Source organism: Fredinandcohnia onubensis (assembly GCF_002734285.1).
Taxonomy (GTDB): Bacteria; Bacillota; Bacilli; order Bacillales; family Bacillaceae_L; genus Ferdinandcohnia; species Ferdinandcohnia onubensis_A.
Map to the genome: position 1 here is coordinate 28,017 of NZ_NSEA01000015.1, position 25,964 is coordinate 53,980.

A 25,964-nucleotide genomic window follows, 5' to 3' on the forward strand; every position below is an offset into this window, starting at 1 on the left:
TTATAAAAGAATAATTACAAAATAAAGGGCATTAAGATTTCATTTTACACAGTAAGATGAGTAGTTCCATAACATGGGAAATTTAAAGCAAAAACTGAAGTGCCTGACAAATATATCAGGCACTTCACTAAGAGGATAATCGCATACCAACTTAAAGTAATTTCGATTTTATTGAATATACCCGAATACAAAAAAATGAACACACCCATCTATCTTGATGAGTGCATTCAATGGCGGAGTGTTTCAGATTTCACGAACAATTACCAATGGAAATCGTTCAATATTTCAAGAATTTAATAGTTCCATAGGAGCATTTAGTAAAACTTTCAATCCAAACTCTAACGACCTTTCGTCAATATTGAATTTAGGATGATGAAGTGGATAAATATCCTCCTTATTAGATGGTGCAGATCCTATCCCAATAAAACACCCTGGAATTCTATTTAAATATGCTGAAAAATCCTCTCCCCCCATAAAATGGGGCATATCTATTATACAGTCGCTGCCTAAACTTTCTAAAAGCCCATTTTTTATTCTCGAGGTTACCTTTTCATTATTATGTACAGCTCCATAACCAAGGGTATATTCTAGTTTATATTTCGCTGAATGTGCTTGCGTAATCCCTTTAACTATATTCTCCAAATATTTAGGTATACTATTTCGTGTTTCTTCATCGAAACTTCTAACTCCCCCACCGATAGTGACTGTATCAGGGATAACATTCTTGGCAGATCCGCCATGAATTTCTGTGATGGAGATGACAGCTTGTTCAGTTGAACTAATTTTTCTCGAGACTATATACTGAATATTGCTAATTATCTCAGCACTAATAATAATCGGATCTATAGTTTGATTAGGCTCAGATGCATGGCCTCCTTTGCCAATTATCTTAATTTCAAATGTATCGGAATTTGCTGAAACATATCCGGGAGTGATAGCAATTTTTCCTGTTGGTAACATCGGGAATAAATGAAGCCCGATTATTTCATCAACCCCATCAATTACCCCGACCTCAACTAACTCCTGGGCTCCCCCGGGAAACATTTCTTCAGAATGTTGAAAAATGAATCTTATTTCTCCGTTGATTTGATTTTGGAATTGGGAAAGAACTTTGGCTGCTCCCAGTAACATGGCTGTATGCCCATCATGACCACATGCATGCATGACTCCTGTATTTGCTGATGCAAAAGGAACATCGCTTTCCTCATTTATTGGTAAAGCATCCATATCTGCTCGTAGTGCAAGGACTTTTCCTGGTCGATTACCGATTAATCGTGCCAAGACACTCGTTTTGGTTGGCCTAGTTACCTCCAAACTAGAAATGGACAAAAGGGTGTCGAACACAAATTGTGAAGTTTTTTCCTCCTGATACGATAGTTCAGGATTTTGGTGTAGGTATCTTCTCCACTTAACTACATCACTCTTAATAGATTCAATTTGTTCATTAATATCTTTTATTTTTAGCATTTTTTTGTCTCCCATTTATATTTTTAAAAGATAAGAAATAACTATCATTCCTAACAAGTGATTATTTACCTCTTTCTAAATTACTTTCTAATTCTCTTGAATTAATAAAATTCTAATCTAATAATTTTTTCATTTTTGTAAATTTCAACTTTATAATCGCCTCCCTTATAGCTGAAAACTATAAAACTATTAATAATATATATTTGTAAACGTGGTATATATTATTTAAAATTTTATTTAGTTATAATATTCTAATAAATAACAAACAAAGTAAACAGTTTAATTATTACTTTGTTCAACAAAGAATTGGAAACGCTGTCTTTCACTTTAGAAATTAAAGGCATCACTAAGGAGGTATAAAATTGAAAATATATTAATAGCATAAGTAGTTTTATCGTCGGGCTCCTCGTCAATGCCAATATTATTTTTTGGTCATAATTGCGATATAAACAATGGAGGTTAAAAATTCAATGGGTTTACCAGCGACTACAAAAAGTGATTTGCAAGAAAAAAATATGAAACAAACTAAAGTACCTCATGTTTTTGTTATTTTAGTAATTATAGCGGTAATTGCATCCATTTCCACTTATCTTATCCCCTCAGGCCAGTTTGACCGGGAGGTTGATGCAAATGGCAGGACTATTATTGTAAGCGGAACATATCAGGAGATTTCTGCAACACCAACAGGGTTTTTGGAGTTTTTTCAAGCAATCTTTCAAGGAATGTCTAATGGAGCAAACATAATATTTTTACTGTTTATTATCGGTGGAAGCTTTGGTATTTTACAAAAAACGAAAGCGTTAGATGGGTTGATTTCATATATTTTAGAAAAGTCGTCAGGGAAAGAAATTTATATCATCCCAATTTTTATTACTTTTTTTGCACTATGTGGTGCAACCTATGGGAGTGCTGAAGATAGTATCGTGTATATAGTCATATTACTTCCATTATTATTAAAAATGGGCTTTGATTCAATTGTTGCTGCATCTATACCGCTATTGGGGACTGCTATTGGATATACAGGATCATTTTTAAATCCCTTTAATATTGGAGTTGCCCAAGGCATTGCAGAATTACCTCTCTTTTCAGGAATGGCAGTAAGAATTGTGTGTTTTCTTCTATTTTTAATTTTAGGTATAGGGTATATTATGCTCTATGCTAAAAAAATAAAAAAGGATCCCTCAAAGAGTTTAATGTATGATATTGATAAAAAAAGAGATATAAACTCTAGTCAACTACAAAAAGCCCATTTAACGAAGCAACATATCCTAATTTTAACAATTTTTGGAATGATTCTAATTTCGATTGTTGTAGGTGTTAGTTCGCTAGGTTGGTATATAAAAGAAATTTCAGGACTCTTTTTGCTCATGGGGATATTAATAGGCATCATTGCCAGAATGAATGCTAATAAAATTGCAGAATCCTTCACACAAGGTTGCAAGGACATGATGGAAGGAGCCTTGGCTGTCGGTTTTGCATATAGTATCGTTGTAATTTTTACAGAAAGCAATGTATTAGACACTATTATTTATGGATTATCTAGCACAGTTGAAAACTTGCCAAGTACGTTCGCTGCACTAGGAATGTATGGTGTACAAGGTTTAATCAATTATATTGTAGCATCCGGAAGCGGTCAGGCAGCTTTAACAATGCCAATCCTTACTCCGTTGTCCGACTTAGTTGATGTAAGTCGACAAACCGCAGTACTTGCCTTTCAGTTTGGTGATGGAATATCCAATGCTTTTACTCCTACAGCCGGATGGTTAATAGCTGGATTAGCTCTCGCAGGTGTGCCTTGGTTAAAATGGGCAAAGTTTATCTTACCGTTAATTATCATGCAATACATATTAGGTGCCATCATTATTACTATCGTACATTTATTTGTATGGCCGGCATAATAGATTAAAGGAAGTTGAAATTGGATAGCACTATTTTATATTTTGGAAAGCTATGATGATAATTAGGATTATGATGGTGTCAATAGTAGAAGATTAGCACCAAGATTGGTAGACATAGCTAATATTGGATTTTTAAATAATGGTGGTTCATGTAGAATTGGTTTTTCTAATGAAGAATAACAGGCAAAACAACTTGTAAGCCAATGGATGAGGGATGCTGGACTTAAGGTTACAGAAGATGACGCGGGTAATGTCATTAGAAGTCTTGCTGGACTACAGGATGTTTTTGCATTCAGTTAAGTCTGGCTCTCATCTCGAACCGTTCCCGACGGTGGTTATACCTGTCCCTCCTCTTGAAAAGACGTATTGTCAAAACTTTTATATTAAATAGGTTATAAAATACCTTGATTGAGGGATTTTCGAGCAAAAAAATTGCCCTCCCCTGAATTTTAGGAAATAGTGAGGTTACCAGACCAAACACCAACCTAATAAGGAAGTGACAAGTTGTACCCCTAAATTATAACCTATTTATTAATTTTTATTAAGTACCAAGAACAGGTGCTAATTACTTTTCGAATTATCTTTTTCTGGCAAACGAATCTTTTGCCTTTATATCTCTTTTAGCTTCTAAAAAAGTGCTGGCGGAAAGCCCATTCATACTAATTACCTTCCCAAAAGGCACTCCTTCCTTATAACTTAATGAGGTTAAAAAAATTTTCTCAACATCATCCACCATCGTTTTACTACACGTAAAACCCATATTAAATCTTGCGCCTTCCTCATCAGTAAAAATAGCAATTTCAAATGGTCTAGTTAGTTGGTAGTTTGTCTTATTTCAAGCCTCCACAATTCATGGTCACAGAAAAAGAAAAACAATTGTAAAAGTGCCTGAAAAGTGTTCAGGCACTTCATCTAATACTTAGAAAGTAATTTATCCTCCAAGATAGGCTTTCTGGATTACGTCTTGTTCCAGTAAATTACGTGCAACATCGTGATATTTAATTTGTCCGTTTTCAATGATGTATGCTCTATCAGCAACCGATAATGCCTTTTTTGCATTTTGTTCAACCAATAAAATCGTTAATCCACGACCTTTAATTTTCTTAATAGTTTCATATATATCTTTTACAACGATAGGCGCTAAACCCATTGACGGTTCATCGAGCATTAAAACTTTTGGTTTGGCCATTAATGCTCTACCAATAGCTAACATTTGTTGTTCCCCACCACTCATTGTACCACCTAATTGTTTTTTTCTTTCTTCAAGCCTTGGGAATAATTCAAATATTTCTTCTAAATCCCTATTTATTACGCTACTAGTAACCTTTCTAGTATATGCACCAATCTGTAGGTTTTCTAGAACAGTTAATCTAGGGAAAATCCTTCTACCCTCAGGGACCATAACAATTCCTTTTTGTACAATCTGGTCCGGGTTTAATTTTTGAAGGTCTTCACCACTAAAAAATATTGTGCCGGATGATTTTATCAATCCAGAAATCGCATTTAAACATGATGATTTTCCGGCACCATTTGATCCCATTAATGTTACGATTTCTCCTTTATTTAATTCTATATTAAGATCTTTTACTGCGTGTATTTGGTTATAAAAGACATTAAGATTTTCTATTGATAGCAATTAAATCACTTCCTCTTCTTCACTTCCAATGTAAGCTTTTACTACAGCACTATCGGAAGTAACTTTTTCAGGGGAACCATCGGCAATCTTCTCTCCGTGATTTAATACAGCCATATTGTCACACAATCTGACTAGCATGGGAACATTATGTTCAATGATAATCACTGTTGTCCCATTGTCCCGTATTCTTTTTACTAATAAATTTATTTCTTCAACTTCCGTATCATTCATACCCGCACAAGGTTCATCTAATAATAATAGTTTTGGCTCAGATACAAGTGCGCGGGCAATTTCTACCTTACGTTGATTTCCATAAGATAAATTACCTGCAAGTAAATCCATATATTCTTCTAAACCAACCTCCAATAATGTTTGTTTTACTTTTTGTTCAACAAATTCCTCTTCCTTCCGTTGTGATTTAGAATTCACTATAGCGGAAATCAAACCCGATTTTGTCTTTCGAAACATTCCTATTTTTATATTTTCTGTTACAGTCTCATTACCTAGTAACCTTATATTTTGGAATGTCCTTGAAACACCTAATCTAGCTATTTGGAATGGCTTTAACTTTTGGATCATAGTATCTTCTAATACTATTTCTCCATTGTTAGGACTATAAATTCCTGTTAACATATTAAACAATGTTGTTTTACCTGCACCATTTGGTCCAATCAAACCAAAAATATCACCTTTTTGGATCTTCAGACTTACATTATTTATAGCTGTTAATCCACCAAAATACTTTGAAACATTTTTAACTTCCAACATTCTGATCACCACTTTTCACAGCTGGTTTTGGATTTCTAGCTTTTATATTTTTTATGTCTATTAATCCTTTAGGACTATATCTCATAACCAAAACCATGAGTAATCCATAAAGAATCATTTTATAATTATCAAGATAATTTAAATTCAACAAATTTCCTACATCAAATATATGAAATAGTTCTGGTATCGTGTATAAAAGTGTTACGCCTAGTAAGGTTCCCCGTATACTACCCAAGCCACCTATAACTATCATACTTAAAATAGTTGCTGAAGTTGTAAATGTAAAAGAGTCAGCATTGATAAAATATATTTTATGAGCAAATAAGGCACCTGCAACTCCTGCAAAGGCTGCTCCAATAGCAAATGCTAACACTTTATAATACATGGTGTTGATTCCCATCGATTGGGCTACAGTTTCATCTTCTCTTATAGTCACCCAAGCTCTTCCAATTCTAGATCTAGTTATTTTTCTCATAATATAGATAACAACGACTACTGCAATTACAACTAAAATAAGATATCCAATGTTCTCCACTTCTATCCCAAAAAGTGTGGGGGCAGGTATTGAATTTACTCCATACGCTCCTCCTGTTAATTGGGAGTTATTAAAAAATGAGTGTGCAACAAGGCCCAAGCCCAATGTTGTAATTGCAAGAAAATCATCGCTTAAACGTAAACTAGGTAGTCCTAATAGTGCCCCTAAAATAAAGGTTACAACAACAGCAATGAGGATGGATAACCAAACATTCACACTATAATTAGCAGATAAAATAGCTGATGTGTAAGCGCCAATTCCATAGAATGCTGCGTGTCCCAACGAAACTTGCCCTGCATACCCAGTTGTTAAATTCAATCCTAAGCCTAAAAGGATGTAGATTCCTAAAAAGATTAAAATATCTACATAATATGGGTTAATGAAATCCAACAATGAAATCACCTACACTTTTTCTATATTCTTCCCGAATAATCCTGATGGTTTTATAAGTAAAATAACAACCAATAATATAAATGCGATGGCATTCGTATCAATAGGCATGCCTTCTAAATAGCCTGTACTTAATGCCTCTGCTATCCCCAATATTAATCCACCTAAAACTGTTCCTGGTATGGAACCCAAACCACCTAACACAACAACACAGAACGCTTTTAATCCAGGAATATCTCCCATAGCTGGTGATAGTGAATTATAATTTAACGCTGTAATTATGCCAGCTAAAGCGGCTAGCATGGAACCTAGCAGAAAAGTAACCATGACAATTCTATTAACATTTATACCCATTAGTGCAGCTGCTTTTCTATCCTGAGAAACTGCTTGAATAGCTATTCCCATTTTGGTGAAATTCAAGAACACGTAAAGCACAGCCAAAACAGAAAGACCGATTATGATCATATAGAGTTTTATATTCGTTAATGTTGCAATTCCAAGAATATCAATACTGTGTACCTCAATATTCGTTTTGGGAAAGGCATGAGAATCAGAAGTAAAAATAATTTGAAACAAATTTTGAAGTAAAATGGCTATTCCTACACCACTTATAAGTACCGTGATTGGATGTACATCTTTAAGGGGTCTATACGCATATTTTTCAATTCCTACACCAATCAGCCCAGAAACTACTAAGGCAAATACTAAAGCAGTGATAAAAGAAAGATTTAGATACAATATTCCTACCATAGCCGAAAATGCCCCAACCATATATATAACACCGTGGGCAAAGTGCAAAACTTTTAAAACTCCATATACCATTGTTAGCCCAAGCGCTATTAATACATATACAAAACCTAATGCTATCCCATTAATTAACTGTTCTATTATCAAGTCATTACACCCCTTTACTGTTAAAAGGGAAACAAGGGATACAATAATCTATTGAATCCCTCTCCTTCCACTTATATAATTAATATGTTTTTGAATGTAGGTATTTAAATTCTCCATTTTCAACTTTCATGAATACAATTGGCTTAACGACTTCATGGTTTTCATCAATTGTAATATTTCCGGAGGTACCTTCTAAATCTTTTGTTGAATTAATTGCTTTAGCTATGTCTTCTCTATCTGTACTTGAAAGTTCAATTGCACTCTTTATCGTTAAAACCGCGTCATAGCTCTGGGAAGCTGTAATACTTAATTCAGTATCAAATTTTTCGTTATAGGCTTTAACAAAGTTTTGAACAACTTCTCGCTCATCTGTTGCATAGAATGAGGTAGTTATGACAGTTCCTTCAGCATGATCTCCTGCAATTTCAAGATATTTAGGTGAATCCAAACCATCAATTCCGATAATCCTAGATTCTAGCCCCATTTGTTTTGCTTGACTTACTATAGAAGCGCCTTCATTGTAGTAGGCTACAACAAATAAAGCATCAGGTTTCTGTTCTTTAACAGCAGATAAAGCTGAATTAAAATCGGTATCACCCATATTAAATGATTTACTTACTAATACTTCCCCGCCTAGTTCGTTAATTTCTTTCTCAAGAGCGACCTGGCTTTCAATCCCATAATCTATATTCATATAAACAATGCCAAAGGTTTTTAGTTTCTCATCATTAACAGCATAATCGGCAAGAGCTTTTGCCTGTACGTCCGAGGTATATATCATTCTGGACACATATTCTCCGCCCTTTGTGGCTTCTGGGTGTTTGGCATATGAAACTATCATTGGTACGCCTTCTTTTTGAACGAGTGATGCCGCTGCCAAAGTTGGACCTGAATAAGCTCCGCTTATTACTGCAGCTACCTTGTCACTATTTATTAATTTTTGAACTCCTTTTGCAGCCTCTTGTGGCTTTCCTTGGTCATCAACTGAAATTATTTCTACATTTTTTCCATTGATTCCACCATTTTCGTTAATTTGATCTACTGCTAGTTGTGAAGCATTTAAACTTATTTGCCCATCAGTTGATGTTGGACCTGTTAGTGGACCAAACCAACCAATTTTTATAACATCTTGGTTATTACTTTTTAAATCCCCGGATTCTTCCTTTCCACCCGAATTTTCGGCATTACAAGCAGCCAAAATCATAGAAAAAACAAATAATAATAAAAAGAGTATTTTTCTCATGTAATCTCACCCCATATAATTTCTTGTTATTCTTGTTATTCTAAAGATAAAAAAATACTTTAGCCATTGCACGAAAAAATTAAGTAATAAAACTAAACACAAAATATTCTGTTATTTTTTTGTAGCAGTTATCAAAAACTTCTAAAGGTGATAAAACATTTATGTTCACTCTTGTGGAAAAAAACTATTTACTCTATTTGTGGCTAAATTTATTGCTCTGTCATTTTGTGGGATAGAAGATTGATTATTAGTGGAATTTGAGCTAGGATATTGAGTGCATAGTTTTATGCAAAAAACTATCAGTGATATACATTGAGGCAAAGTTACAAAGGATAGCGCTTACTTTATTTTAATTGTTATTTCATACGTTATAAACACCTCCTATTACTAGTGGATAGTTTTTTCGATACCTATTTAAATTTTAGATAATACGTTTAATAAATACCAATACATAATATTAATAATTCTATAGTCTTAAACTATAAAGAATGCAAATTTACAAGAAAGTAAAGAAGCCACCTACTAGAAAGGCCTCTATCTTATTGAGTAGAGTTCAATAAGAATGCCCCATAGCACTCTCCTTCTCCTAAAAAATTCGATAATTCTTTCTAAACATTTTATAATAATTAGTATGAATACCTATATTCGATTCGAAACAACAGGAGGTAAACAATGCAACAAGAAATTTTATCTTCCATAATTATCAAAAATGTAAGATCAATTGAAGAATTACATCAGGTTCATGAATTAGAATCGACTGTTTGGAGTCCGGAGGATACGGTTCCTATCAGTCATACTGCAGCAACGATTAAGAATGGTGGGTTTATTTTAGGTGCTTTCTATGAGGAGCAACTGATTGGTTTTCAATATAGTTTCCCAGGTTTTGATGGAATTAAGCCCTACCTCGTTTCTCATAGTTTAGGGATTCACCCTGATTATCGCAAGTTAGGTATTGGTGAAAAACTAAAGCATGAACAACGAGAGTTGGCCTTGAGGATGGGGTATGATTTAATTTCGTGGACCTATGATCCTCTTGAAACAGTGAATGGTAATTTGAATCTACATAAATTAGGCGCCACCTGTACTGCGTATATCGAAAATGCATATGGAGACATGAAGGATGGCATGAACGACGGTCTTTCCACCGACCGTTTCGTAGTAGAGTGGTCTGTTAATAAGGTAGAACGTGAAAGAAGAAACAACGAAATAAGCCAGTTACCACTTTTAATACAAGTGGGATTTGAGGATGGTTGCCTTGTTCCTGAAGATATTAACTTAGAGGAAAAAAGTGATACTTTGTTGGTACCGGTACCTGGTAATTTTCAAGAAATTAAAAGAAAGAACTTCAATGTCGCCTTATTGTGGAGAGAAAAAACAAAACAGGTGTTTATGCACTATTTAAAACACGGATGGGTTGTGACAGATTTAGTAAAGGATCCCGAGAAGAAAAATCAGTATATGTACCTTTTGGAAAAATAATATTTTATGAGGAGAATTGGCTTGGAAATTAAGAGTATTATTTTACGATATATGAGAATGCGATTGCTCCACCCTTTTAAAACAAGTGTCGGAACCATTACGGATAAAGACTTTATTTTAGTTGAGGTCAAGTCAAAAAGTGGCTTGTCTGGTTGGGCAGAAACGGTCTCTGATGCAATCCCCATTTACCACGAAGAAACAGTTAAAACGAATTGGCATATGCTTAAGGATATTTTAATTCCCGAGCTCATGAAAACGGAGCTTAAACACCCAGATGATGTGTCAAAAGCTTTCAAGGATTTGCGCGGAAACTATAATGCAAAGGCGGCCCTTGATGGTGCCATCTGGGATCTATACTCTAAGGAAAATGGCATTTCATTATCCAAAGCCATTGGCGGCGTTAAGGAAAAAATAGAAGTTGGAGTAAGTGTTGGAATTCAAAAATCTGAACAGGAGCTTCTTCAAAAAATCGAAGGCTTTGTAACAAAAGGCTACAAGCGTATTAAGGTGAAAATTAAGCCAGGTTGGGATATGAATATTTTAAAAGCGATTCGCAAAGAATTTCCGGAGATTCCGCTTATGGCGGATGCAAACTGTGCATATTCCATAAATGATATTCCTTACCTCAAACAATTGGACGAATTCAACTTAATGATGGTTGAGCAGCCCTTAAGCTATGACGATCTCATTGATCACGCTAGACTGCAAAAAGAGTTGAATACCCCAATCTGTCTGGATGAGTGCATTCACACAGCCGAAGATGTTCGAAAAGCAATTGAGTTTGGAAGTGGAAAAATCATCAATCTTAAAATCGGTCGTGTAGGCGGAATCACAGAATCTTTAAAGATACATAAGCTTTGTGAGGATAACAACATTCCGATGTGGTGTGGTGGCATGCTCGAAGCCGGGATTGGCCGGGCACATAATATCGCAATCACAAGTCTAGCAAACTTCACTCTACCAGGTGATACAGCCCCTTCTTCTCATTACTGGAAAGAGGATATTATTACTCCAGAAGTTACGATGAGGGATGGGTATATCGAGGTTCCTACGGGGCTTGGAATTGGCTTGGAACCTAACATAGAAAAAATAGAGGATTTCATGCTCTATAGCGAATCATTTCATAATTACGAATAAGATAGTTCAAAAGAGACAATAAATGTAAAAATCAACCACTTGTGTATCGTTTTTAAGTGAATAAGTGATAAAAGCATACGTAAAAATGAATTGCGTATGCTTTTTTATAGATTGCCAGTATACATGCATTCGCAAAATCCAAATAATGGTAGAAACGATTTCAAAAGAGACAATAGATGTAACAATTATCCATTTGTGTATCGTTTTTTAGTAAATAAGAGTTAAAAGCATACGCAACAAAGAATTGCGTATGCTTTTAATTAGATTAGCTGTATAAAGGCATTCGTAAGATCCAAAAACTAGTAAAAGTGACTTCAAAAAACGAAGAGAAGAATGCTTCCACTTTAAGAGGCATTCTTCCCTTTTGATGTATTTCATGAAAGGACTAAACTAGCTGACGTTGCCAGAACCGATGCCCTTTCACAGCGTTGATAAACTCCCTAGTAAACTGCCCTTTATCCTCAGCCGTCACTACACCCGATGCGTTTTCAATACCATTCACTTCTAGCCACTTTTTCCCTTCACCTGTTGCCCCAATCGGTTTATAATGTGTAAATGCTTCATGAATAAAGTGGGCTGCATCTTTATTAAATTTCGTGCTCGTTCTGCTTCCCCTCACGATATAAACCGCATCAAATAATACCGATTCTGTCGTTAAAAAGGTATGGTTAACCTTTAGCATCATTCCGTCCGAGCCTCTAACCATGCCTAGTTTTTCACTAATAATTTCTGGTTGTAATCCATTTGCCTTCATTTGCTCGAGTACAAAATTTACATCTGACCCATTAAAATTGTCGGTTAGGATTACCGCAACCTTTCTTGTCTTAGGGCTAAACTTTGTGTTGAGTTGACTTAGTGCCGGAGAATTCTTGGTTACGTTTGACCCTCCGCTTTTTGGCGGATTCACACCTAGATAGTTCGCTATTTCTTTTGCCATTTCAAGGTTAACATTCGCAAAAATATCTACAACTTGCTGCTGGACAGATTGGCTCTCAACCTTGCCCAATTCAAACTGAAAGGCATGAATAATATGCTCTTTTTCAGGTTTGCTCATGCTGTTCCAGAAAAGTGTTGCTTGTGAGAAGTGATCTTTAAAACTATCACTCCTAGCTTGAATTTTCCGACCTTCTACCTTCTCTTGATAGTGAGCAAACCTACCTTCTTCAACACTAGCCGGTGCTGGTGTGTTGCCAGCTAAAGAATTTTTATGGTAACTTACTTTACCCACATTAATTGTTTGGCGGTGATATCCATCCCGCTGATTATTATGAAATGGACAAACTGGACGGTTTATTGGGATTTCATGGAAATTGGGACCACCAAGGCGAATTAACTGGGTATCTGTATAGGAAAATAAACGTCCCTGTAATAATGGATCGTTTGTAAAATCAATACCTGGGACTACATGTCCGGGGTGAAAAGCAACTTGCTCAATTTCAGCAAATGCATTATCAACATTTCGATACAAAACCATTTTTCCAATGATTTTTACTGGAACATCTTCTTCAGGCCAAATCTTAGTTGCATCTAAAATATCAAAATCAAATTTAAATTCATCTTCCTCATTAATGATTTGGACAACCAATTCATACTCTGGGAAGTTACCTTTTTCAATGTTTTCCCATAAATCACGACGATGGAAATCAGGGTCCTCACCGGAAATCTTTTGAGCTTCATCCCAGACAAGGGAATGTGCCCCAAGTGTGGATCTCCAATGAAACTTAACAAAATGAGATTTACCGTTCTCGTTGACTAGTCGGAAAGTGTGAACACCAAACCCATCCATCATCCGGAAGCTTCTTGGAATCGCTCGGTCTGACATCAACCACATAATCATATGAGCAGTTTCTTGGTTATTCGCGACAAAGTCCCAAAAGGTATCATGGGCAGAGCTGGCTTGTGGAATCTCATTGTGAGGTTCCGGTTTGATGGCGTGTACCATGTCCGGAAACTTAATTGCATCTTGAATAAAAAAGACTGGGATATTGTTACCCACCAAATCATAATTCCCCTCATCAGTATAAAACTTGGTTGCAAATCCACGTACATCACGCACAGTATCAGCAGATCCACGCGAGCCAACAACTGTAGAAAATCTCACAAAAACCGGGGTTTTCACAGTTGGGTCCTGCAAGAACTTTGCTCTTGTGTACTGCTTCATGGTGTCATCGTACACCTGGAATTCACCATGAGCTGCAAACCCTCGGGCATGAACGACCCGCTCAGGGATCCGTTCATGATCAAAATGGGTCATTTTTTCACGAAAATGAAAATCCTCCATTATGGTAGGACCTCGTACACCCGCTTTTAAAGAAAATTCATCATTTGACACCTTTAGCCCTTGGTTGGTCGTAAGTTTTTTTCCTCGGTCATCGACACGGAACTGTTCTAACTGCTCATCTTTGCTGTTACCTTTCCCATTTAGCTTACGCTCATCACTCAATTTAAAACGCCTCCTCTCCCGTACCATCATATGAGCAGCCGAAACGGGTTATTCTTTTATGAAGTTCTGTAATGTTGGTATCTAATGACCCTTACATTTGGCCATTGATAGTTGGCTAGAAAATTCGTGGAAACTACACCATCAAGTAATGCTTATTGAAGCATTAGTATATTATCCTTTGATTTGCAAAAACTACCAATAACAGTTTATTAAGGTGGGGGTTGTGAATGAAAAACAGGATGATTGATTGGCCAACTTTTATTGGCGCGTTTTCATTATTGTTGTTGGTTACGATTCCTCTCGTCCTTTTTCCTGAAAAAGGTGAAGAGGTGGTTAATGCTGCAAATACGTATGTGACCACAAACTTTGGTGTTCTCTATTTGTTGATTGGAATTATGATTTTCTTTTTTCTTATCTATGTTTCGTTTAGTGCAAATGGTCAGATTTTGCTTGGGGACAAAGGGGAAAAGCCGGAATTTAATGATTTTTCCTGGGCGGGCATGCTATTTTGTGCCGGGATTGGCTCTAGTATTTTATATTGGGGAACAATCGAATGGGCTTATTACCTTCAAGGTCCTCCCTTTGGAGTAGAACCAGGCACACAGCAAGCCATCGCATGGGCAACCACCTATGGGATTTTTCATTGGGGACCTATTGCATGGGCTATTTATACACTTCCCGCCTTACCTATCGCATATTTTTATTATGTAAGAAAAAAACCTGTCCTAAAAATTAGTGAAGCGACACGGCCATTAATTGGTAGGTTAGCCGACGGTCCTATTGGTACCATAATCGATATCTTATTTATGTTCGGTCTAATAGGTGGTGCTGGAACGACGCTTGCTCTAGGTACTCCGATGATTGCTGAAGGTATTAATCGCTTAACAGGAATCGATGTGAACATGACAGTTAAAACGATTATCTTATTATTTGTGACTGTCATCTTTGCGGTTAGCTCTTATACGGGATTAAAGAAAGGCATCAAGGTTCTTTCCGATGTAAACCTATACCTTGCTTTCTTTCTATTGGCTTTTATCTTTGTGTTCGGGCCAACCCGTTTCATGTTAGAAACAACAGTAAATAGTATCGGACTTTTACTAGATAACTTCTTTCATATGAGTACGTGGACAGAGCCGTTTAATTCTTTGGGTCCTTTTGAAAAGACTTCTTTCCCAGAAACTTGGACGGTATTCTACTGGGCATGGTGGCTAGTGTATGCCCCATTTGTCGGTCTTTTTGTTGCTAAAATTTCACGTGGACGTACCATTAAACAGATGGTACTTGGGACGATGATCTATGGAACAATCGGAAGTATTTTGTTTTTCGGTGTATTAGGAAATTACGCGATGCACCTGCAACTTACTGGAGAAATGGATATTATTCACACTTTAAATACAGAAGGTGCTTCACCTGCTATACTAGATGTAATCGAGAGCCTTCCGTTTTCATGGTTTATGATTTTGGTATTCACCGTTCTTGCAATCGTTTTTCTTGCAACAACATTCGATTCTAGCTCTTATGTATTAGCATCTGTTGTGCAAAAGGAAGTTAAGGATGAACCGATAAGGTGGAACCGATTATTTTGGGCATTTGCTCTTTGTATAATGCCTTTAACGTTGATGTTTATTGGCGGGCTCGGCACCTTGCAAACCGCAAGTATCGTGGGTGGATTCCCTCTTCTTTTTATTATGGTCATGCTTGGTTGGTCATTTATGAAAGCATCCACCCGTGATATCATGGCATCCGATTATTATGAGCCGAAAACGATCGAGCTGAATTACCGTAAAATTCTTGAACGCTTGCGTCGAAAGAAAAAAGCAAAAGGGAAAGCATCTAGCGAACAAGACCAAAAGGGGCCAATCGATGCCCATTTTGAAGATGACAAAAAATAAATTTTAGGCAGAGCCCATTTCGGCTCTGCCCTTTTTTGGGACGCAGGGACAGGTCCCTTGACCCACTTTGTCCATCATTAGAGTCGACAGCTTAGTGTTCGTGTTCAGCTTCCATCGCATCTGCTTTTGTTTTATGGACGGTTCCGAATGGATGATTTGGTGGTGCATAAATTGAATATAGCTTTAATGGAATATTTCCTGTATTTGTTAGGTTGTGCCAATACCCTGCTGGTATAATAATGGCTGAATCGTCACTAATTTGTCTTACAAAGTCTAACTGATTTTTGTTTTTCCCCATTTGAACAATTCCATTACCTTGTTCAACACGAAGGAATTGGTCCACATCAGGATGCATTTCTAAACCGATATCTTCCCCAGGTTGCAAACTCATTAATGTTAGCTGTAGGTAAGTTCCTGTCCAAATCGCAGTGCGAAACGTATTGTTTTGCTTTGTAGCTTCATTGATATTGATTACAAATGGCTGCTTACCTTGATCAGTGAACTGTCGTATTTCCCTTCCCATATGTGGGTGATGGTATCCCCAATAGTTCCAGTAAGGCATAGGAACATGCGTGTAATATGGGTGGTGGTGATGATGGTGATAATAATGATGTGGGTATCCATATGTTACATAATTCATTTTACTCAATATCCCTCCTCAAATTGCTAAAATATCCTATGCAAGAGAGATAATGAGCGGAACCCAAATATACTATTCTCTTATTCTTCATTTGGGATAATGTACCTGTGGCCCTTACACAAAAAGACACCCGCATTAGGTGTCTTTTTACATAACTATTTATTTTCTACCGGACTTAATAGCATGAATTACTTTCCAGCTAGTAATAATCCAATTTCGGCTACTAATGTACTACCAATATACGTTCCACTAAAAACGAAAACAGCAACAATCGCAACTTTCCAAGAAGTATTTTTTAATTCTACTAAACGGTTTGCTACTGAAATTCCAGCAAAAGTAAGAATCGGTGTTGTGATGGAGAGGAAATCCACCTCTTGAATGGCCTGTACAAAGAAGTCAGAAATTAAACACATTACAAGAGATGTAATTGAAACCCATCCTAATACTGGAAACTCCTTTAGAAATTTGATCGAACATGTATTTAACTTATTCGAAATAAAAATACCGATCATTGAGAAAACCCATAGTGTAAGCAATCCCACAATTGTCATTCCAGTGACAGCCATTGATTCAGGATTTTTCAGGTGTTTTATAAATTGTGTAAACATAATAAGTGCAAGACTTAATAAAACGATTAAACCGTACTTCACATATGAATTACGCAACGCGTTTTGCATTTTTATCACCTCGTACAAATAGTTTATACATAAATTGCTGCAATGGAGCCGCAAGGAATACCATTGTAAAGGTACCTAAGAAACTTGTAAGTAACTGACTCGCAGATGCATAAGCTAAAATCGTGCTCTCCATATCCGGAACTTGTGCAACTAAAGAAGCTGAAGATGCACTCATCATACTTCCGGAGCCCATACCAGATGCCATTGCTAATGCCTCAACACGGAAACCTAATTGAAGCATAATCGGTGCGAATATACTGAAGAAAATCGTTCCAAATAATGTACCGATGATATATAAGGATAAAACGCCTCTTCCTTCATCAGAGTTCAATGTATACTTTTCTGAGATATAAGCGAGTTCGCCTTCACGGCCTATTCCTAGAGTTGCTCCAATTGCTTCACGTCGTAATCCAAGCAGTAATGCCACAGGCAGACCCAGTAGAACTGTTCCAAGGTTCCCTATTTCTTGAAACAGGAATACCCAGCCAACTTGAAGAATTTCACCTATTTTCGGGGCAACATCTGCACCATATCTCGCCATAAGTGGAAGCATGATAAGAATCAAGTATTTTCCGGCAAAGTCTACATTCTCTTTACTGTAGACTTTTTTCCAAAAACCTTTGCGGAAAAGATTCAGTCCTAAAATCATCGTGATGATAATTGCAAATACAAGTGGTAATAAGCCAATTGAAAAGGATCCAAGGTTAACACTTTGAAATCCGATCATTTCAGCAGCTGTAATGACTATTAGTGCAAATAAAATGAGATAAATAAAATTTTTCTTCATATTAGTTTCCTTTCTTATCCATAATGATTTCATTAATTAACTTGATATAGTCTTCATAACTTCTTTTATATAATTCTGAAGAATCAATGTTTCCATTCATTTTTTCAAACACTTGAGCTACGAATCTAGGAAAAATCTCATAAATAAACTCAGGATCTATATCGATAAAGTCATCTCCATGAATCGTTCCTGTAAAACCACTGTAACCTATTTGAATACAAGGAATCATGTAAGATAAATCGCCTATGTCTCCTGCCGCACTAATTGGATCATCATTGTACAGCACATCTATTTCATTATTTTCTTCAAATGCTTTCCATACAAAATCGGATAGATAACGGTCTTGTTTGAAAGGTAAATAGCCCATCTGTGTAGAAATTTCTACATCTCCTTGTAAGGCTAAAGCACTTCCCTTTGCTGCATCATCGAGTTTCACTGCAGCTTCTTTCATATATTCTGTCGATAGAGTCCGCAGGTCCGTCCCAACAGTAATAGCATTCGGTATCACATTTGTAGACATATCTGATTCCATCACAATCGGATTGATCCGTACCTTTTCCGAATCTTTAAGTTGTTGTCTACTTAAGCCGACGGCTACATTAAACAAAGTAGACATGTTATAAGCATTTTTCGAGGAAAATGGATCAAACCCAGCATGCGTTGCTTTACCAATAAATTTGTATTTTTTATACAAAAATCCAGCTAAATCACAGTTGGTATTAATCGTACGTTTTTCAAATTCGCCGCCTATAGCATGTACACAGATAGATAAATCAATATCATCAAAAACACCAAGTCTCATCGCTTCTGGCTTACCGCCATAATGAGTAATCTTATTCTGTTGTATAAGCTCATCACGATAAGCTAGATCCAAGTATTCCTCTGCAGGGACAAAGACAAAGGATATTTTATAATCAAAATCCTTGTAGCTATTCGACTTAACAAAATAATTGTATAAAGCAAGTGCAATCCCAACTTGTGTATAATGACCACAGTTGTGAGCAGCCCCGGTTTCTTTGTTCGCATACATGTGTGATGGTGCATATACTGCGTCTAATTCTGCAATGAACGCTACGTGTAAATCCTTATCCTGGTCACCCAATGTTGTCTTAAAACCGGTAGTACTGAATTCCTCTATTTGAATATCAGGATTCATCTGCTTTAGACAATTCATTACCTTCCCTTTCGTTCTTTCTTCTTTATACCCTAGTTCCGGATGAAAATAGATGTCTTCAGCTATCTCTTTTATCTCTTTATATTGATTTTTGAAAATCATATATGATTCTCCTTTTTTAACTGATTATTTAAAACCTCATTATCGTTTGCTTTTAGTGTAATTAGCGAATAATGGCAAGATTATTTTTGATTAATATATTAGTAAAACACGAACAATTTTTATTCTAATATAATTATTGTTCGATATCAACCGTTTTTAGGATTTATTTTCATCGTTAAGGGGGACGATTCCTGAGAGATAAATTATTTGACTCTCAAAACAGGAAAATCCTGTTATACTATTTACATCAACAATCTTGAGGTGAGACTATGTGGAACCTAACCAAGAAGGCGAAAGAGAAATTTTCAAAGTGTAATATTTTACCGATTCCTGAAACTGACGAAGAATGGGAAATTACTTTACGAGAGGCAAAAGAAGAAGGTGAAGATCTCATTAGTCATTTAAAGGAAGAGCTTGAGGAAATAAAAGAGGAATTGCTGCAAATCTTGCCAAGTCGCTTCATACCGTATGTGGAAAATGGAACGTTAAATCAACCGACATTGCCAAAGTCTGTTCGTGACGATTATTTGCAATGGATACATGAAGCGAGCAAGGAATTTGAGCAAGTTTTAGATGCTGCCGATTCCAAAACGGAAAATGCTGTTACTTATTTATCAGATGCCGTTCAAGATGTGTTTGAGGAAAGCTTGCATGATTCAACAATCGAGCGTATTGAACGTGAAGGAGATACACTTCATCTTTACATCAATACAGATGGTGGTTTTTCATCCAAAGCACTGATTCATTTTGTTTTTGAAAATGTGATGACAGAGGAATCCGATGAGCCGCTAGAGGTCGGACATTGGATCGTCTATTACGAACTTCAGAAAACAGTTAAGGGTTTTGCGTTCCGCGTGTTGTTTGAATGTCCAGATGCCGAATGGACGATTTCAATGAAGAATATGGATGCTGAATATTATTATCGTCCAGCCTTGTATACTTTATTGAATAATGAAGAACAAATGGAAGAGACTTCTTTTGAGGATTATGTTGCACAACTAAATCCGGACCATCGCTATTGGCTGAACACACCAAATGTGACGTGCGCCATCCAGTCTTTATCAGAGTCTATCATACTAGAAAACGGAGAACTCGAATTTGTTCAAAATGAAATGGTCGTTACTGTAGGAAATGATCGTTTTACATATGACCTAGAAGAGTACAATCCAATTCAGTTTATTTATACGGACGTAAACGAGGATCCATATGCTCACTTAAGTGAACCTATAGCAGCGGAAGAAATTGAAGCAGCAGCACTAGGCAAGGATTTGGAACTACAAGTCCGGGCATGGAATACGATGTATGCCAATCCTCACGAGTTCACTGAGATCATTAATCGTGTTATGGCAAAAATGGAGATAACCGAGGAAAACGATATGATGGCAAGCGTTTATGCGAACCACTTTTTTGAATTAGGTATTTTAACAGATGACGTCATTGAAAAATATCGTTCACTGATAAATTAAGGGGACACAGGTTCCTCGTCCTGGTTTGGGACAAGGGACCTGCTACCCATGAGGAAGCAACCTTTCCTCCTTATAATTCATCTAACGGTAGAACTTCTCCTGTTGATGCATGAACTGCAAATTGGCTATCTACTTTCCCGCACAGGACATATTGGTTTTGGTCAAAGTCATACACGTAGTAAGGCTCTAATTCGAACTTTCCTTTGATCTTTTCAAAGGCTTTATCTTTGCTTATCATCACTTTCTCGGGTTCTTCATATTCATCAAACATATCCAACATCATCTGGTTATCCATATAATTCACAGCCTGAAGACTTTCAGAATCAATCATGATATTTATTTTCCGCTGAAATACGCGTTTATCCTGCTTGTTCGCTCTTACTATCGCATGAATATACCCTGACTCGCGATGAAGTGATTTTAATATCCAGACTCCAGAATCACTAGGATATACTCTTCGTAAAAAATCTCGGACCTCGATCATACATTTTTCTTGCTCTGTCTCTGTGATTGGTAGTGTATCAGGTGAGGGCTCGCCTGAGAATGCTTGTTCAGCCGAAACCTCTTCATGCCAAGTTATCTCTTTTCTTTCAAATGAAGAATCCCCAATTGGCTCATCCCACACCAACGTTTTATCTATTTTCATATAACCCCTAACATCCACGATAACTTCAAAAGGGATTGTGGCCGTTTGGTCATTTCTTACATAGATTTCTTCTACCGCATAAGCGGAGACCAGTCGTTGTTCTTCCATTAACGGAAATTCAATCAACTTCACTTGTTTCTTTGCTATGTCCTCAATTTTTTCAAATGTCAATGTGTAAGGTTCTATTTTCACCATTTCCTTCGCAGGAAAATGGCCATGCGCAGAAAACAAAGTTAGCCTACCATCTTGATCAAAATTGACCTCGATCATTCCAGAAGGCGATACAGCAACACCATTCATGCATTCTTTAAAATGTAGCTCTCCCTCTTCTTCCTTATGCAACTGGAATTGCTGCTCAAACGTTAATCCTGTTTCCTGCTCAATCCATTTTATAATGTCATTTTTATCCGAGAAGTTTACCCCGTTTGTGGCGAACGTCTGCCCCATCACGAAAATTACACTTTCAAAGTTACGACTCTTCACATCTATTGTGATTACTGCCGTTCCATCTGGATTTTCATCCTCATACTCTTGTCCCACACAATGAGTAGGAAACCATTCCATTGACATAGTATAAACTGTCTCATTAAAAATATTGACACTTCGATTGAAACTATAAGTCTCTAAATAATAGTCCCGTAATCCAAACTTCTCTTTTGTAAAATCAACTAACTCCTGAGTTCTTTTAAACATATTTGTCAGCTCCAACATATTGCTTTTCTACTTACTACGAATTACTCACCCAACGGTTTCACATTCTTCCAATTTTTCGTCAATAAAAAACTGCACTTGTTTAAGTGCAGGTATTAATTTTGAGTCTAGACAACTGTAGATCTGACCCTAGTATATTTTCGAATAAATGACAAAGGAGATAAACATTGTAGAGATTAGTAATGTTGTGAGGATGTTGATTAGTTGAGCAGCGGTTAACGCAATGATGTTAAATTGCAAACCAATGTTAAACAAAATAAGAAAAATCATCATCGCAAAAAACGAAGCGAAAATACCTTTCTCTCGGATAAGTTTCATGCGTTCATCTTTTTGCTTAAATTGTGGATACAAGTATGCCAAACAAAAACTCATGACTGCCATAGCCAGTGTCATATAAACCATAGGTGCAGGTGATGATTTGGCCATGATCCCTACAAATAGTAAAAAAACCGACATCACGGTAAACAAAATACCCAAAATGACAAATGGAACTCGCGAATTCCCCATCTTTTTTCCTCCTTTTAAAAATTTTCACGTAGCATAAAACCTTATTTATAGTCTTCTTCCTCTAAAGTGAAAATGTCTTCAACCTTCGTCTCAAAAACTTCAGCCATAATTAATGCTAAAGGAAGAGATGGGTTGTATTTGCCCTTTTCAATCGAAATAATTGTTTGCCTGGAAACACCCAATTTTTCAGCCAGTCGATCCTGCGAAAAACCATGTTTTTTCCTAAACTCTGATACTTTATTTTGCAACCCATTCACCACCTCTTATATTTTCATCATAATGTAAAGCCTCCTTTACGTCAAGTTTCCTTTACATTTAAGGGCAAAAATATAGAGTTAGTCTCTTTTAACTAACCCTTTTTACAAAATTAACAAAGTGTATGCACGCGTCACCACAACGGTTCGTCTTTGTTTGATAATTTTAGAAAATATGGAATGAGTAATATAACTACAGCGAATAAAGAAAGGTTAAATAGTAAAATATGTATCAGGTTTAAGTTAAACAATGCAGAAATTGGGAGCGTAATAATTGGGAGCAATACTAATAGTGATGTTACGTTTCTTGAGGCTGAGCTTTGGTATTGAATTTCCCCACAGTGGCTACATTTCATACTTTTACGGAATGAAAATATTTTTTTCAGTGAATTCAACCAAGACCATTTTCTTCCACAATTCATACAAGTAGGCATTAAAATCATCTCCTTTTTAGAAGCTTTCCTCTTATTGCTTAATACGTAATAATTATAAAAAAAGATTCATATTTTGGTATGTATATTATAAAAACAAATCTAATTACTCTAACTTAGTATAACAAAGGCAGCCCAACAAAGGCTGCCTTTAAAATCATAATAGTTCCCCAAGAAACTGCGGCAACGAGAAACAGCTTTCCACAATTTCCCGTTCAAGTGGGTCGGAGGGACAGGTTCCTTGTCCCAGTTTAATCCTGTTGTGGGACGCGGGACCTGTCCCTGTGTCCCGGCAAGGTTACGGTAATCTCTGTTCCGAGGTTTTCCCACGATTCGACATTAATTTCTCCGCTATGCAGTTTTGCAATTTGCATCGCTATACTCATGCCAAGCCCTGTGCCTTCTACACGTTCATCTGTGTTTGTTCCACGATAATACCTATCAAATAAATGTTTCTTAGTCGGCTCATCCATCCCAATACCGTTATCCTTGACGACTATTTTTATCTCACCGTTGTCGTTATTTCCCTCCAAAATAACATCAACGCTTGTGCCAGGCGGATTATGTTTCATTGCATTATATATAAGATTATCTAGCATTCTTTCAAACAACCGTCTGTTTACATTTAGAAAACTGTTATTGTGTAAAGGGACAAAGGATATGGGATAGTCGTTCATTATCCGGTCCCTTTTATATTTTCCTAAGATTTCCTTAATAAACCCACTTACTTCAACTGTCTCCAACTGAACTCGATTTCCACCATTTTTCAACTCGAAACTTAATGAAAAATCTTCTATCAAATGTAGCATATAATCACTTTTCTCACGTATCGTTTTCCCTATTTCTTCTAACTCATCCTTAGTCCAATCATATTGTCCACTTTCTAGTAAGTTTCCATATCCCTGCATAGTTGATAAAGGTGTGCGTAAATCATGAGATATTCCGGTCATCCATTCTGTACGGTTTTTCTCTAATTGCTCGCGTTCTTTCCGTGAGGCTTCAAGTTTACCTGCCATATCATAAAATGCCTCAAATACCTCTTGATATAACTTAAATCGTAACCGGATCTTTCCATTCTTACGATACACTTTCTTCTTTTCTCGCTCTGTTAGTACTTCACCATAGTTTTCATTTCCCATCCTGCCAAGCCAGTTCGCAAAAATAAACAGTGGATTTCCATAGCGAAAACCATTCCATATTGAAATCGCGATAGTAATAAGGAGGACAATTGCCCCAGTAATGAGAAATCCTCGTGCTACATCGAGATACGTTTCTAGTTTCACTTCATTGTTCGTTTCATTTGGTGTATAAAGCTCCCAAACCAATCCATTCTTAGGGTCTTCATAAGTCGTTCTTTTTGATGAATAAATATCAGGCGCAACATCCCTCATAAAAACATCCAAAGGCTTCTCTTCTTCACGGTTTTGTAACCCAAGCATTTGTTGCAATGACCCATCCGTACGAAATATTTTCAGAGTGCCTTTTTGCTTTATTAATAGTTTCTCAACTTCACCTTGGTCTGCATCAGCTACTGTCCCACTTTCCCCATACCCCTTAACAATTTGCTTTAGTAAAAGCTGTGCTTGATCTTGGTAGCCTAAAACAAATAAGTAAGGTATCTCGTAAAATGTTTCTAAGTAAAAGGCAAGTGAATAATCTTGTAATTGCTTTGTTTCCTTCATCATTTTCAATTCTTGATATGTATACTTGTTTGGTATTTCATCTGGTACATTTCCTGATTCAATCACAGTTCCCTCATGATCAATTATTTGTACCCAAATTTGTTCCTTTTCTAAATCTTTATCCCAATCCTTGTTCATCTTGAATTCTGAAAACGAAAATCCCGTATTTACTGAAATCGCCTCTAACTTTGCCTGATAATAATTAGATTGAGAAACATCTTCTGCATAAATACCTATACCTATTATTAGGGTTAGAAAAATGACAATAACCATTAAGGCAGCTACTGACAAAAACTGTAATGAGAAATGCAAAAATAAACGCCATCTAAGCTTTTTCATGATTGGTTTCCTTTTACAAGTTTATATCCAAGACCTCTTACTGTTAGTAAATATTTAGGGTTACTTGGGTCCTCCTCGATTCTTTCTCTAATTCTTCTAATATGTACCGAAACAGTATTCTCATCAACATAATTGTCAAAACCCCAGACTGCTTCAAGGAGTGCAGACTTAGAATGGACGATATTCGGATGCTTGCATAAGTAAAGCAACAACAAATAAACTTGAGTTGGACATGGTACGGGCTGCCCGTTTACCAACAATTCTCCTGCGCTTTCAACTAACATAAATCGACCAAAATCAAACTGCTTAGACTTCGATTGGATTGTAGGCTCCATTAATTTAGAACTCCTTCTTAAATATGCTTTAATTCTTGCGGCCACCTCTAATGGATTAAACGGCTTTGTCACATAATCATCACCGCCAGTTGCAAATCCCGTTAGTACGTCCAAATCTGATACTCTAGCGGTTAAAAATAAAATATAGGCTGACGATATTTCACGGATTTTCGGACAAAAGTCAAACCCGCTGCCATCTGGGAGCATCACATCAAGGATAACAATATCAACCTGTTGTTTTTTTAGAATAGTAAGCGCATCTTCTCCTTTATAAGCAGTATATATATTTTGAAATCCTTCCTTTTTTAGCATCATTTCTAACATTTTTACAATAGCTTGTTCATCATCAACTATTAAAACTTTTGTCTCATTATACATAAGTTTCCACCTCATCCTTATCATAACAAAGCAACTTTACGAACAGTTGAACA

The 25,964-nt window shown here is 36.4% G+C and carries 23 protein-coding genes and 1 pseudogene; 5 read left to right on the forward strand and 19 right to left on the reverse strand.

Annotated elements, in window-relative coordinates:
- Positions 1-285: 285 nt before the first annotated feature.
- On the reverse strand, positions 286-1,467 hold the full coding sequence (locus CKJ95_RS15410) for an amidohydrolase (protein WP_099354339.1): 1,182 nt from the start codon (positions 1,465-1,467) through the stop codon (positions 286-288).
- A 470-nt stretch (positions 1,468-1,937) separates the two neighbouring features.
- Here CKJ95_RS15410 and CKJ95_RS15415 point away from each other — a divergent pair, with 470 nt between their 5' ends.
- The gene (locus CKJ95_RS15415) at positions 1,938-3,365 is read left to right on the forward strand and encodes a YfcC family protein (RefSeq protein ID WP_099354340.1); all 1,428 of its coding nucleotides are present in this window, start codon (positions 1,938-1,940) and stop codon (positions 3,363-3,365) included.
- A gap of 577 nt (positions 3,366-3,942) precedes the next feature.
- Here CKJ95_RS15415 and CKJ95_RS23465 read toward each other — a convergent pair.
- The 7 genes and pseudogenes from CKJ95_RS23465 to CKJ95_RS15445 form a co-directional block, all read right to left on the reverse strand.
- Positions 3,943-4,101 (reverse strand): hypothetical protein, encoded by a 159-nt coding sequence (locus tag CKJ95_RS23465; RefSeq protein WP_180271542.1) that lies wholly within the window; start codon positions 4,099-4,101, stop codon positions 3,943-3,945.
- Positions 4,102-4,296: 195 nt separating this feature from the next.
- A complete protein-coding gene (locus CKJ95_RS15425) occupies positions 4,297-5,001 on the reverse strand; it encodes an ABC transporter ATP-binding protein (RefSeq protein ID WP_099354342.1) in 705 nt (234 codons plus the stop codon).
- Positions 5,002-5,232, reverse strand: coding sequence for a hypothetical protein (locus tag CKJ95_RS24115; RefSeq protein WP_445079848.1), 231 nt, complete (start codon positions 5,230-5,232; stop codon positions 5,002-5,004).
- A 5-nt stretch (positions 5,233-5,237) separates the two neighbouring features.
- Positions 5,238-5,769: pseudogene (locus tag CKJ95_RS15430) on the reverse strand (ABC transporter ATP-binding protein); the annotation flags it as partial.
- A complete protein-coding gene (locus CKJ95_RS15435; RefSeq protein ID WP_257215814.1) occupies positions 5,756-6,694 on the reverse strand; it encodes a branched-chain amino acid ABC transporter permease in 939 nt (312 codons plus the stop codon). The gene CKJ95_RS15435 and the pseudogene CKJ95_RS15430, both read right to left, overlap by 14 nt.
- Before the next feature lie 12 nt (positions 6,695-6,706).
- Positions 6,707-7,588, reverse strand: coding sequence for a branched-chain amino acid ABC transporter permease (locus CKJ95_RS15440; protein ID WP_099354344.1), 882 nt, complete (start codon positions 7,586-7,588; stop codon positions 6,707-6,709).
- A gap of 79 nt (positions 7,589-7,667) precedes the next feature.
- Positions 7,668-8,831 (reverse strand): ABC transporter substrate-binding protein, encoded by a 1,164-nt coding sequence (locus CKJ95_RS15445; protein WP_099354345.1) that lies wholly within the window; start codon positions 8,829-8,831, stop codon positions 7,668-7,670.
- 672 nt (positions 8,832-9,503) lie between these two features.
- Here CKJ95_RS15445 and CKJ95_RS15450 point away from each other — a divergent pair.
- Both CKJ95_RS15450 and menC read left to right on the forward strand, forming a co-directional pair.
- Positions 9,504-10,310: a GNAT family N-acetyltransferase gene (locus tag CKJ95_RS15450; protein ID WP_099354346.1), complete on the forward strand. Its 807-nt coding sequence runs from the start codon at positions 9,504-9,506 to the stop codon at positions 10,308-10,310.
- A 21-nt stretch (positions 10,311-10,331) separates the two neighbouring features.
- Positions 10,332-11,447, forward strand: coding sequence for an o-succinylbenzoate synthase (gene menC, locus CKJ95_RS15455; RefSeq protein ID WP_099354347.1), 1,116 nt, complete (start codon positions 10,332-10,334; stop codon positions 11,445-11,447).
- Between the two features lie 385 nt (positions 11,448-11,832).
- Here the strand turns inward: menC and CKJ95_RS15460 are convergent, their stop codons facing one another.
- Positions 11,833-13,890: a catalase gene (locus tag CKJ95_RS15460; RefSeq protein ID WP_180271543.1), complete on the reverse strand. Its 2,058-nt coding sequence runs from the start codon at positions 13,888-13,890 to the stop codon at positions 11,833-11,835.
- Positions 13,891-14,117: 227 nt separating this feature from the next.
- Here CKJ95_RS15460 and CKJ95_RS15465 point away from each other — a divergent pair, with 227 nt between their 5' ends.
- Positions 14,118-15,782, forward strand: a complete 1,665-nt coding sequence (locus CKJ95_RS15465) for a BCCT family transporter (protein ID WP_099354349.1) — start codon at positions 14,118-14,120, stop codon at positions 15,780-15,782.
- Between the two features lie 91 nt (positions 15,783-15,873).
- Here the strand turns inward: CKJ95_RS15465 and CKJ95_RS15470 are convergent, their stop codons facing one another.
- The 4 genes from CKJ95_RS15470 to CKJ95_RS15485 all read right to left on the reverse strand — a co-directional run bounded on the left by CKJ95_RS15470 (position 15,874) and on the right by CKJ95_RS15485 (position 19,162).
- On the reverse strand, positions 15,874-16,422 hold the full coding sequence (locus CKJ95_RS15470) for a cupin domain-containing protein (RefSeq protein ID WP_099354350.1): 549 nt from the start codon (positions 16,420-16,422) through the stop codon (positions 15,874-15,876).
- A 188-nt stretch (positions 16,423-16,610) separates the two neighbouring features.
- Positions 16,611-17,099, reverse strand: a complete 489-nt coding sequence (locus CKJ95_RS15475) for a hypothetical protein (protein WP_099354351.1) — start codon at positions 17,097-17,099, stop codon at positions 16,611-16,613.
- Positions 17,080-17,886, reverse strand: coding sequence for a DUF3100 domain-containing protein (locus tag CKJ95_RS15480; protein ID WP_099354352.1), 807 nt, complete (start codon positions 17,884-17,886; stop codon positions 17,080-17,082). Before CKJ95_RS15480 ends, CKJ95_RS15475 begins: the two co-directional genes overlap by 20 nt.
- A 1-nt stretch (position 17,887) precedes the next feature.
- Entirely contained in the window at positions 17,888-19,162 is a 1,275-nt protein-coding gene (locus CKJ95_RS15485; protein ID WP_099354353.1) for a M20/M25/M40 family metallo-hydrolase, read from the reverse strand.
- A 269-nt stretch (positions 19,163-19,431) separates the two neighbouring features.
- On the opposite strand from CKJ95_RS15485, the gene CKJ95_RS15490 reads away from it, so the two are divergent.
- Positions 19,432-20,628, forward strand: coding sequence for a DUF4085 family protein (locus CKJ95_RS15490; RefSeq protein ID WP_099354354.1), 1,197 nt, complete (start codon positions 19,432-19,434; stop codon positions 20,626-20,628).
- 70 nt (positions 20,629-20,698) lie between these two features.
- On the opposite strand, the gene CKJ95_RS15495 is transcribed toward CKJ95_RS15490, so the two are convergent.
- The 6 genes from CKJ95_RS15495 to CKJ95_RS15520 form a co-directional block, all read right to left on the reverse strand.
- On the reverse strand, positions 20,699-21,967 hold the full coding sequence (locus CKJ95_RS15495; protein ID WP_099354355.1) for a hypothetical protein: 1,269 nt from the start codon (positions 21,965-21,967) through the stop codon (positions 20,699-20,701).
- A 147-nt stretch (positions 21,968-22,114) separates the two neighbouring features.
- Entirely contained in the window at positions 22,115-22,492 is a 378-nt protein-coding gene (locus CKJ95_RS15500) for a permease (protein ID WP_099354356.1), read from the reverse strand.
- 41 nt (positions 22,493-22,533) lie between these two features.
- On the reverse strand, positions 22,534-22,740 hold the full coding sequence (locus tag CKJ95_RS15505; protein ID WP_099354357.1) for a helix-turn-helix transcriptional regulator: 207 nt from the start codon (positions 22,738-22,740) through the stop codon (positions 22,534-22,536).
- A 140-nt stretch (positions 22,741-22,880) separates the two neighbouring features.
- Entirely contained in the window at positions 22,881-23,189 is a 309-nt protein-coding gene (locus tag CKJ95_RS15510; RefSeq protein WP_306475367.1) for a TIGR04104 family putative zinc finger protein, read from the reverse strand.
- Between the two features lie 239 nt (positions 23,190-23,428).
- Positions 23,429-25,198 carry a sensor histidine kinase gene (locus CKJ95_RS15515; RefSeq protein ID WP_099354359.1) on the reverse strand — a complete coding sequence of 590 codons (1,770 nt, stop codon included), beginning with the start codon at positions 25,196-25,198 and terminating at the stop codon, positions 23,429-23,431.
- Entirely contained in the window at positions 25,195-25,911 is a 717-nt protein-coding gene (locus tag CKJ95_RS15520) for a response regulator transcription factor (protein WP_099354360.1), read from the reverse strand. Before CKJ95_RS15520 ends, CKJ95_RS15515 begins: the two co-directional genes overlap by 4 nt.
- Positions 25,912-25,964 lie beyond the last annotated feature (53 nt).

Excerpts from the sequence above, each read along its gene's own strand:
- CKJ95_RS15450 (WP_099354346.1), top strand. The coding sequence starts at position 9,504 with ATGCAACAAGAAATTTTATCTTCCATAATTATCAAAAATGTAAGATCA.
- CKJ95_RS15495 (WP_099354355.1), bottom strand. The coding sequence starts at position 21,967 with ATGTTTAAAAGAACTCAGGAGTTAGTTGATTTTACAAAAGAGAAGTTT.
- CKJ95_RS15500 (WP_099354356.1), bottom strand. The coding sequence starts at position 22,492 with ATGGGGAATTCGCGAGTTCCATTTGTCATTTTGGGTATTTTGTTTACC.
- CKJ95_RS15415 (WP_099354340.1), top strand. The coding sequence starts at position 1,938 with ATGGGTTTACCAGCGACTACAAAAAGTGATTTGCAAGAAAAAAATATG.
- CKJ95_RS24115 (WP_445079848.1), bottom strand. The coding sequence starts at position 5,232 with ATGAATGATACGGAAGTTGAAGAAATAAATTTATTAGTAAAAAGAATA.
- CKJ95_RS15480 (WP_099354352.1), bottom strand. The coding sequence starts at position 17,886 with ATGAAGAAAAATTTTATTTATCTCATTTTATTTGCACTAATAGTCATT.
- CKJ95_RS15490 (WP_099354354.1), top strand. The coding sequence starts at position 19,432 with ATGTGGAACCTAACCAAGAAGGCGAAAGAGAAATTTTCAAAGTGTAAT.
- CKJ95_RS15515 (WP_099354359.1), bottom strand. The coding sequence starts at position 25,198 with ATGAAAAAGCTTAGATGGCGTTTATTTTTGCATTTCTCATTACAGTTT.
- CKJ95_RS15410 (WP_099354339.1), bottom strand. The coding sequence starts at position 1,467 with ATGCTAAAAATAAAAGATATTAATGAACAAATTGAATCTATTAAGAGT.
- CKJ95_RS15470 (WP_099354350.1), bottom strand. The coding sequence starts at position 16,422 with ATGAATTATGTAACATATGGATACCCACATCATTATTATCACCATCAT.
- CKJ95_RS15520 (WP_099354360.1), bottom strand. The coding sequence starts at position 25,911 with ATGTATAATGAGACAAAAGTTTTAATAGTTGATGATGAACAAGCTATT.
- CKJ95_RS15485 (WP_099354353.1), bottom strand. The coding sequence starts at position 19,162 with ATGATTTTCAAAAATCAATATAAAGAGATAAAAGAGATAGCTGAAGAC.
- CKJ95_RS15510 (WP_306475367.1), bottom strand. The coding sequence starts at position 23,189 with ATGATTTTAATGCCTACTTGTATGAATTGTGGAAGAAAATGGTCTTGG.
- CKJ95_RS15445 (WP_099354345.1), bottom strand. The coding sequence starts at position 8,831 with ATGAGAAAAATACTCTTTTTATTATTATTTGTTTTTTCTATGATTTTG.
- CKJ95_RS23465 (WP_180271542.1), bottom strand. The coding sequence starts at position 4,101 with ATGGTGGATGATGTTGAGAAAATTTTTTTAACCTCATTAAGTTATAAG.
- CKJ95_RS15475 (WP_099354351.1), bottom strand. The coding sequence starts at position 17,099 with ATGCAAAACGCGTTGCGTAATTCATATGTGAAGTACGGTTTAATCGTT.
- CKJ95_RS15465 (WP_099354349.1), top strand. The coding sequence starts at position 14,118 with ATGAAAAACAGGATGATTGATTGGCCAACTTTTATTGGCGCGTTTTCA.